Here is an 8722-nt window from a genome sequence, read left to right as displayed (position 1 = left end):
TTAATAGTTTGCTAATCAAATATTGTTTTTCGAAAGTTATGGCATTAACTCACCTAGAAATTTAATTGGGTGAGCATAAGCTACTTTTATTATTCTATCTAGCTAGTTCCTTTTCCTTTTAAATCCAAAAATATAATTTTCTAGAATATGATTCATTTCCATCATACGGAAAAGTGTAAACTAAAGGCCTCTTGCACAGTAACTGCAAGAGGCACACTATATACTTTTAAATTAAGGTTTATATTTTTTACACTTTTTTTGGAGGATAAATACCATATCCCTCTAAGTAAAACTTCCATTCGGTATAGAAATCTATAACTGAAGCATAACGATTGTTCCTATTCTTTTCCACTGCTTTCTTAGCTACCTGATATAATTCTCTCCCTGCTTCCCAAGTATTATAAGAACGGTCAAGAGCTCCACCAACTAAAGCGAATGCCATTGCTCCCATATTGAAAACATTGGATCGTCCATCAATTTCGGATGCAATGGTAAACTCTTCTGGCGACATAAACCTGGAAGAGCCCCAAAGCCTTCCTATTTGGTTATAAAACGGTTTTACTTGGTATAGATCCACGTCACATATTTTAGTTATATTTTGTTTAAAATCATATAAGATGCTTCCATCGTAAAAGTCTATCGCTACATAATTATTTTTTTCTACATGCACGTGAAATTCAAAAATAGTTGAAAGAGATTGTAAACGTAATTCAAGTGGAAGTTTTTTAAATCTCTGACAAGAAGAATTTAGTTCAACATTCTTTTGTATGTTTAATCCATCAAACCATTCGAATACTAGTACAAACCCTTCCCGGAGCTCCAAATGATCCACTAGTTTAACTAGGTAAGGATGTTCTAACTCTTTATACACATCCTTTGCATTTTTGAGTTTTTTAATGGCTTCTTTAGGTTCTCCCGCATAGTTTATAGTTTGAGCTCCAGCATATTTTATAAACCTTTTCACATTCCCCTTCTGTACACCAAATGAGATATTACCTGAATCTTGCCGATCAAAGACACAAAAAACCTCTCCAAAATCGTTCAGCCATTTAAAATCATGATGTTCTTTTAACTGAAAGGACACACCGTCTAACACTAAGGTTTGTGCATATTTCATATTCGTTCTCCTTCCATAAGAAATTCAAATCCACGTTTTTAAAAAGTTCTCGGCTTTGTAAGTTGAGAAAGTAAATTCATGGTAATCTCCTACGCTCTCTTTAGTCCGCATATTGACTCTTAGCTAGTATGTCTTGCGCTGACATCTTGGTCCATTCCTCTATTGAAACGTCTCGATTTTCTTCTAAAAAGCTTTGCATGATTTCATAACCAATTTTGTAATTAGTCCATCTAGCTATCCCTTTAAAATGATTACCAATGTAAAGGAAATTCCACATTTCTGATTCCTCGGAGTTCAAGTTTTCCATGAAAATCTCCCACCCATGCTCCTTATAATAACCGGAAAGGGGCTGTAGCCAAGCTGGTTCCATTTCAGGATAAATAATTTTTGAAAAAGTATCTGCCTTTCCCTCCAAAACACTTCGCTCTAGCAAGGTTTTTGCACGGCCACTTTCCATTGCAACCGTATGATGATATTCATGTGCCACGGTATACTTTAGAGAACGCTCTGTAAAAAGAGGATTTATCATTAAAATAAAACCTTCTTTATCTATCGCTAATCCACTCACATATTCTAATTCTTTTAAAGAAACTTCCTCACTAAAGGAAGGAAATATATAAACTTTCTTGTCTTCTCCTGGGAGCTTGTCTCCCGAATCCTCTAGAGCTTCTTTAATCCATCTGTCTATATCATCTTCTTGTGCTCTCAATTGCGTAAGATATTCCCTAACTTCATCTATCTTTGTGGGTGCTGATATTTCTTCATATAAAGAAACTGTATGGTTTGTACTTTCACCGAAGGCTTTCATGACTTCTTGCTGAAATAATACTTTTATATTATCTGGTTCTTTTTCTGCCTTGATGATAAAGTTCTCGTATTCCTCATAAAATTTGTATAATTCAAATTGCTGACCGTTGTGCTCTAAAATCACAGGATTTTCATCCAGCAATATTTCTGGTTTTTCCACATCTTCGTTACATCCAAACAAAAGAAGAGAGATAACTACAAATATAAACATTCTCCAATAGTTAATCATTAATTTCCCCCAGTAAAGTTGATGAAATGGAATAGATTTTTAACACAATTTTATCGGGCCATCCATTAAACGCTATACATTGGATTCTTCATGACGACTAGCCACGTACAAATCCACCCTCAGAATGAATAATTTGGCCAGTAATCCAAGCCGCTTCATCACTTGCCAGGAAGGCTACACTCTCTGCAACATCTTTTGGTTGACCGATTCGCCCCATTGGAAATTTCGGTAATAGATGTTCTCTTATTTCATCCGTCATCCAGGTAGAATCAGTCGGTCCTGGATTAACAGCATTTACTGTTATTCCTAATGGTGCAACTTCAGTCGATAATGATTTTGTAAAAGCTGTTATAGCAGCCTTGGTTGCTGCGTAGGCAAGCTCGCCGGGCATCGGGCCTAGCTCTTGACCTGATGTCATATTTATAATTCTACCGTTTATTAAATCATTATTTTCGAAACGCTTAGCAAATTCGACACTTAACAGAAATACTGTTCTCATGTTAACTGCATAATGATCATCTATCGTCTTGCTGTCCAAATTCAAGTATCCATCGTTTGTGGAATGAGCCGCATTGTTAACTAGAATAGTAGGCTGTCCTAGTTGCTCCTCTACAGCATCAAGGACAAGTGCGTAAGCCTCAGTTGCAGATAAATCAATATCCAAACCTACACAACGAACACCTAAGTTGTTTATTTCTTGTTGAAATTGTTGAATCCATTCACTTTCCGCTTTCCAATAGGTAAAGAATATATCCATTCCTTTAGAGGCTAATATTCGACAGATAGCAGTCCCAATGTCTCTATGATTACTTGCTCCTGTTACTATAGCTATTTTTTTACTCATCTGTTTCCCCCCTTGTAAATATAAAGCTAATAGATAGTTACTTATAAATAAAATAAGAGGTTCACAAATTTATAACCTCTCTCCTATAAAATGTCTCTTACCATTTTATATCAGAATAGTCAAAATTAATATGCATTTCATACGCTTTACTGTAAGAACTTACTAATTTATTCTTATACAAAATAAAAAAGGTTCCTGACAGCTGTCAGGAACCTCCACGTTTCTTACTTATTTTAGTTCCCCTACATAAATGGATTGTGGGCGGAAAATTGTATTGTCTCTAATTTGCTCAATTGCGTGTGCTGTCCATCCAACCATTCTTGCTGCACTAAAAGTTGGTGTAAATAGTTCCGCTGGCATATCAATTGAACGCATGATCGCTGCAGCATAATATTCTACATTTGTGTATAATTTGCGCCCTGGCTTATGTTCTGCCAGTAACTCAATAATCTCCTTTTCCGCTATAGTCGCTATGTCTAGCCAAGGATCTTTCCCTTGCAGATTTAGACATTTATCTCTCAGTAAAATAGATCGAGGGTCTTCAGTTTTATAGATGCGGTGACCAAAGCCCATAATTTTTTCACCGCTCGTAATCTTATCTCTTACAATATCTCTAATCATTGTAGGATTTTTAAACTCATTGAGTAGTGAAATTACTCCAGAAGGCGCACCTCCATGCAATGGTCCCTTCATTGTTCCTAATGCTGAAGTTACTGCTGCAGTTAAGTCTGACTCGGTTGAAATAGTTACTCGAGCAGCAAATGTCGATGCATTCAAACCATGCTCCATCGTCAGCTTTAAATAAGTTTCAAGTGCTTCAACTTGTACATCTGTTGGCACTTCCCCATTTAACATCCATAAATAGTTTGCTGTATGGTTAAGCTCTTGTTTAGGTTCAACTATCGGTACTCCTTTTTGATTCCGGTAATGCCTTGCAATAATAACTGGCAATGCAGCCGTTAAAATTACTGCCTGCTCCTCTAGCGTTTTTTCCTTAAATTCTGTATGTGCAAAGGCAGAAATTGCTGTTCTCATGGCATCCATTAAAGAAACATCGCTTGGAAGAGCATCAATAATGGCGATTATATGATTTGGTAACACTCTATATTCTTTCAATGATGCCAAACTTGTATTTGCTCTTTCCCCTGACCATAAAAAGCTTGCGATATCTTCAAATGTCCCTTCATTTATAAGCTCATCTACCTTCACACCTCGGTATCTAAGCTCACCTAAATCTCCGTCCACTGATGCAATTTTTGTATGAACGGCAACTACATCCTTTAGTCCCTTTTGAAACATACGAAACGCCTCCTTTTTCTTTATTATATTTCAAAACATTGATAATAAAAATTAAATATATATAATTATGTTAATTAAAAAAATTAATTGAGTGGGTGTATATATGGAATACCATTGGTTAAAAACATTTTGTGTAGCAGCAGAAACCTTAAATTTTCGTAAAGCCTCTGAAAAATTAATGGTTTCTCAGCCTAGTGTAACTGTCCATATTAAATTGCTTGAAGAATATTTAGGTACCCCTCTTTTCGATCGAGTAAACAATCGTGTTTCTCTTTCAGAGGCTGGTAAATTTTTTCTTCCAGAAGCTATGCGACTTGTCCAACAAACAGATCATAGCGTCAACAATGTACGTGCATTCGCACAAGGGTATCGTCGAAAATGGACTATTGCCATTTCTCCGCTTATGGCAGAGACAATCCTTCCTTACTTTTTAAAGACTTTCTTAAAGCATCATCCAGACTTAGAGATAAATATTCGGGTAGAGGAATCCAATCTAATTGAGGATTTAGTAGATACAGGTGAAGTAAATATAGGAATATCAGCAATTGATTCTCAGAAAAAAAATATAGAATCTATTTCTATTTATGAGGATCCTATTCTATTTTTAATGCCTTACGATGGTTTTGATGAAGAAAATGGACCCCCAATAGATATTAAGGATATTCTTCAAAAAAATTATCTTTTTACACACCATCATCCCGTGTTTTGGGATGAACTGTTATTAAAGCTGAATAAGCATGTAGTTGGATTAAGAACGATGAAGGTTACGCAGGCACACATAACTAAACGCTTTATACAAGAAGGACTCGGTATATCCTTTCTTCCTCACTCTATTGTGAGACGAGAATTAATCGAGGGAAAGATGATGCAACCACATTTTGATTTGTTTGAACTGCCTACAGTTTCTACATTTATAATTGTTAAAAAGAAGGGCGTGCTCGAAGAAGAGTTTATATCCCAAATTTCCAAATATTATTTTGGGTAAAATAAGCTTAAGTATGAGTAGGAACTTTCTTCATATTTTCACTTTCAAATCAAAACAAAAACGTAAAATAAGTTGCTGATTTTACGTTTTTGTTTTAATGATTACCTACATTAGCATCTTTTATCTACGATTACTCTAGAATAGTTACATCAACTATTTCATCAATCTTTACTTCATAAAAACGATAGGGATCTTCTAACTCAAGAACACGCTTATTTAAATCAATCCATTGAATCGTCCCACGATGATATAAAAATTCTCCATCCTTCCAACGTTTAACTTTTATATCTACATTTCTTTTCATAGCAATTTCTATTTGTTCCTGAATTGCCTCGTAGTCGAATTCATTTAGATCTGGGCGTGGAACTTTTTTTATCTCCTCATGATAGTCTCTCAGCATTGTTACATGTTCTGGCAACATCATAGCCACCCATTTTTTCGAGCCTCTATCACGTATTTTAGATAAATCAAACTCCTCGAAATTAGTCATCTCCATCACCTTTCTTTTTTGACTATTATACAGAACACACGTTCCTAATACAACCGCCAATTTATACCTAGGCATGAAAAGCCTTTACATAATAGTTATCCTTAAGAAAGTAATTGCTTAATAAAAAGTCGCCATTATTGCCAGTAATATTATTATTAATGTTGTTTTGAAATGGATATTTATGTTAAATTTATAGTAGGTTCCGATATTACAGAGAGGGAGATCAAGATGATTGCAGCTAACAAAAATAGTAATACATTAAATAATTTTGTGTATGCCGTTTTACTTATGCTAACAGGATATGGAGTGAGTTATTTTAATAATCAACTTTTTAACGGATTTGGTACATTTATTTGGTTTACTATTTTCATTTTATTATCCATTAGTTTTAGTTCTGTTAGAAATTTAATTGTCCCGTTAATAAACTTCAAGCCATTTAAAAGTTTTTGGACATATCTATATATGTTAATAGGAATTATGATCCCCTACCTAATATTAAAGTTAAGCGTTCATTATGAAATTTTAATGGACCGAAGTATTATCGTTAATTACAAAAATGGTTGGCTTGAGGGTCCCAACCAACTTTCCTTAATAGATGCTGTCATCTTAGCTCCAATTTGGGAGGAGCTTCTTTTTAGAGGGGTTCTACTATTTGCTCTATTGAAAGTGGTGAAGCCTGTATGGGCTGTGGTTTTAATTTCAATACTTTTTTCTCTTTTCCATCCTGCCTACCTATTCCTTTCACTCATTGCAGGGGTTTTATTAGCTTGTATTACTATAAAATCGAAATCCGTCATACCTTCCATGGTCACACATGCTATTTGGAATTTGTTTATCCGAAAGCTATTTCTATTCTTATAACCAATCGCAGTCGCTATTTTAATATAGTAACTCAAAAGGAAGTACATTAAAAAAAGCCCTGCATTTAGCAGAGCCTCGAATACATTACATTAATTCTTTTGCTAGCAGTCGGTAAACGTCTAGTCGCTTTTGTTGAGAGTGTGGGATACTACAAATCATCACTTCATCGAAGCCATAATGTGCCTGCTCCTCTTGAAGAGTATTAGCTACTTCTTTAGCAGATCCTACTAAGTGGATTTTGCGGTTTTCTTGAATCATCATCCGATCCATTTCGGTTAAAGGATAATTTTGTGCCTCTTCCGGTGTCATAAGCTGGCTAATCTGTCCTTTCATAAGTGAAAGTCTAGAAATATCTTGAGGTGGCGCCTCAAATTCCGCCTCTTCCTTAGTTTCTGCAACAGTAACTAAATAGGTTACATTGATTTCTGGCTTTTCCATAAAGGCTGAAGGTTTAAAATTCGAACGATAAGCATCTAAAATTGTTGGAGTCATCCCACCCTGGAAGAACTGAGCAAATGAATAACCTAGTCCCATCTGTCCAGCCTTAATCGCACTGTTCCCAGTAGATCCAAGTAGCCATGCTTCAGGAAGTACGACGTTCGATGGTGATGCAATAGTTCTATTATAGACACTGTCCTCAGGTACCTCATCATTTAAAAGCTCCAGTGCTGTCCCTAACTTTTCGTATAAATTATTCACCATAGGCGGACGTCCTTCTGAAAGAGCGTACATCGCATAGTTGTCCCCGCCCGGGGCACGTCCTACTCCAAAGTCAATTCTTCCTGGAGAAAAAACACTTAACGTTTTAAATACCTCCGCAAGCTTAAGCGCTGAGTAATGCATCATCATTACTCCACCCGTTCCAATTCGAAGGTTTGTTGTTTTAGCAGCAAGATGAGCTGCAATAATTTCTGGAGCCGAGCTTGCAAAAGCACTTGTTCCGTGATGCTCCGCCATCCACATTCGGTGATAGCCGAGCTCATCAGCTAAAATTGCTAATTCTTCTGCTTTTTTCAATGCATCTATTGCATTATTTCCTTTAGTGATCGGTGCTTGATCTAACACACTTAATTTCATATATATATTCGCTCCTTCGTTTGCAATACATTCTCTACTTTCTATTTAAATGCTATAGAAATAGTAAGAAAAAGTAAACGAAAGGGTCTTGGAATTTCCTAATTAGATAATAAGGGGAGCCTCTTTAAATGAGACTCCCCTCATCTAAAGAGTGGATCCGAACCTACAGGTAAGAGAAGTGTCACCTAAATCAAAGCCAGACGCACCTAAATGAGTTTGATATGCTACATAAACCGGATAAAATGTTACCTAAAGTCGGGAAACGCACCTACAGGTAAGAGAAGTGTCAACTAAACAGAAAAAAAGCCCGCTTTCGCGGACTTTATTATTGGGATCGATCGGTTTTTACACATAATCGGTTGGTTCGAGCCGATAATCGGTCGGTTTTCCGAAATAATCGGTCGGTCACCCCGAATAATCGGTCGGTCAACACTCACTCGAGACCATCCCTCAATTTATATCTAATATTTGGACGAAAGTATATTTTAGTATACTGAAGTATTTTCTTTCGAAATGTTCTCTAAAATTTCTTTCACGCGAGCTAAGAAACGTCCACATACTAGACCATCTAATACGCGATGATCAAGAGATAAACATAGATTCACCATATCTCTAGCAGCAATCATGCCGCCCTCCATGATTACTGGTCGTTTTACAATAGACTCTACTTGAAGGATTGCAGCTTGTGGATAGTTAATGATTCCCATCGACTGAACAGAGCCAAATGAACCTGTATTGTTTACAGTGAAGGTACCGCCTTGCATTTCATCAGATTTTAGCTTACCAGAGCGGACTTTTCCAGCTAGCTCCATTACTTCTCGAGCAATGCCTTTAATCGTCTTTTCGTCTGCATGCTTAATTACCGGAACAAATAAGGCATCATCCGTTGCAACTGCAATTGAAATATTGATGTCTTTCTTTTGGATAATTTTGTCGCCAGCCCACATAGAATTCATCATTGGAAATTCTTTTAATGCTTGTGCAACTGCTTTAACAAAGAATGCAAAATAAGT

9 protein-coding genes are annotated in these 8722 nt (G+C 36.2%); 2 read left to right on the top strand and 7 right to left on the bottom strand.

Going from position 1 to position 8722, the window contains the following annotated elements; genetic code table 11:
* Nucleotides 1-247 precede the first annotated feature (247 nt).
* The 4 genes from AC06OU_RS13210 to AC06OU_RS13195 form a co-directional block, all read right to left on the bottom strand.
* A complete protein-coding gene (locus AC06OU_RS13210) occupies nucleotides 248-1117 on the bottom strand; it encodes a protein kinase family protein (RefSeq protein WP_475856347.1) in 870 nt (289 codons plus the stop codon).
* A gap of 100 nt (nucleotides 1118-1217) precedes the next feature.
* On the bottom strand, nucleotides 1218-2153 hold the full coding sequence (locus tag AC06OU_RS13205; RefSeq protein WP_475856345.1) for a DUF2268 domain-containing putative Zn-dependent protease: 936 nt from the start codon (nucleotides 2151-2153) through the stop codon (nucleotides 1218-1220).
* Nucleotides 2154-2250: 97 nt separating this feature from the next.
* On the bottom strand, nucleotides 2251-2997 hold the full coding sequence (locus AC06OU_RS13200) for an SDR family oxidoreductase (protein ID WP_475856343.1): 747 nt from the start codon (nucleotides 2995-2997) through the stop codon (nucleotides 2251-2253).
* Between the two features lie 228 nt (nucleotides 2998-3225).
* Nucleotides 3226-4296 (bottom strand): citrate/2-methylcitrate synthase, encoded by a 1071-nt coding sequence (locus AC06OU_RS13195; protein WP_475856341.1) that lies wholly within the window; start codon nucleotides 4294-4296, stop codon nucleotides 3226-3228.
* 103 nt (nucleotides 4297-4399) lie between these two features.
* On the opposite strand from AC06OU_RS13195, the gene AC06OU_RS13190 reads away from it, so the two are divergent.
* Nucleotides 4400-5281, top strand: a complete 882-nt coding sequence (locus AC06OU_RS13190) for a LysR family transcriptional regulator (RefSeq protein ID WP_475856340.1) — start codon at nucleotides 4400-4402, stop codon at nucleotides 5279-5281.
* A gap of 130 nt (nucleotides 5282-5411) precedes the next feature.
* Here the strand turns inward: AC06OU_RS13190 and AC06OU_RS13185 are convergent, their stop codons facing one another.
* Complete coding sequence (locus AC06OU_RS13185; protein ID WP_475856338.1) at nucleotides 5412-5771, bottom strand: YolD-like family protein; 360 nt, start codon at nucleotides 5769-5771, stop codon at nucleotides 5412-5414.
* A gap of 228 nt (nucleotides 5772-5999) precedes the next feature.
* Here AC06OU_RS13185 and AC06OU_RS13180 point away from each other — a divergent pair, with 228 nt between their 5' ends.
* A complete protein-coding gene (locus AC06OU_RS13180) occupies nucleotides 6000-6632 on the top strand; it encodes a lysostaphin resistance A-like protein (protein WP_475856336.1) in 633 nt (210 codons plus the stop codon).
* Between the two features lie 84 nt (nucleotides 6633-6716).
* Here AC06OU_RS13180 and AC06OU_RS13175 read toward each other — a convergent pair whose 3' ends face one another.
* The gene (locus tag AC06OU_RS13175) at nucleotides 6717-7709 is read right to left on the bottom strand and encodes an LLM class flavin-dependent oxidoreductase (protein ID WP_475856335.1); all 993 of its coding nucleotides are present in this window, start codon (nucleotides 7707-7709) and stop codon (nucleotides 6717-6719) included.
* Between the two features lie 485 nt (nucleotides 7710-8194).
* Nucleotides 8195-8722, bottom strand: a 528-nt coding sequence (locus AC06OU_RS13170) for a dihydrolipoamide acetyltransferase family protein (RefSeq protein WP_475856333.1), incomplete at its 5' end; no start/stop codon positions are given.

The organism is Psychrobacillus sp. (assembly GCF_056205495.1).
Note: the sequence above shows the minus strand (reverse complement) of the source record. Positions and strands in the feature narration are given on the sequence as shown.

Bases quoted from the DNA above. Each gene is read 5' to 3' on its own strand.
- AC06OU_RS13210 (WP_475856347.1), bottom strand. From the start codon at position 1,117: ATGAAATATGCACAAACCTTAGTGTTAGACGGTGTGTCCTTTCAGTTA.
- AC06OU_RS13205 (WP_475856345.1), bottom strand. From the start codon at position 2,153: ATGATTAACTATTGGAGAATGTTTATATTTGTAGTTATCTCTCTTCTT.
- AC06OU_RS13200 (WP_475856343.1), bottom strand. From the start codon at position 2,997: ATGAGTAAAAAAATAGCTATAGTAACAGGAGCAAGTAATCATAGAGAC.
- AC06OU_RS13195 (WP_475856341.1), bottom strand. From the start codon at position 4,296: ATGTTTCAAAAGGGACTAAAGGATGTAGTTGCCGTTCATACAAAAATT.
- AC06OU_RS13190 (WP_475856340.1), top strand. From the start codon at position 4,400: ATGGAATACCATTGGTTAAAAACATTTTGTGTAGCAGCAGAAACCTTA.
- AC06OU_RS13185 (WP_475856338.1), bottom strand. From the start codon at position 5,771: ATGACTAATTTCGAGGAGTTTGATTTATCTAAAATACGTGATAGAGGC.
- AC06OU_RS13180 (WP_475856336.1), top strand. From the start codon at position 6,000: ATGATTGCAGCTAACAAAAATAGTAATACATTAAATAATTTTGTGTAT.
- AC06OU_RS13175 (WP_475856335.1), bottom strand. From the start codon at position 7,709: ATGAAATTAAGTGTGTTAGATCAAGCACCGATCACTAAAGGAAATAAT.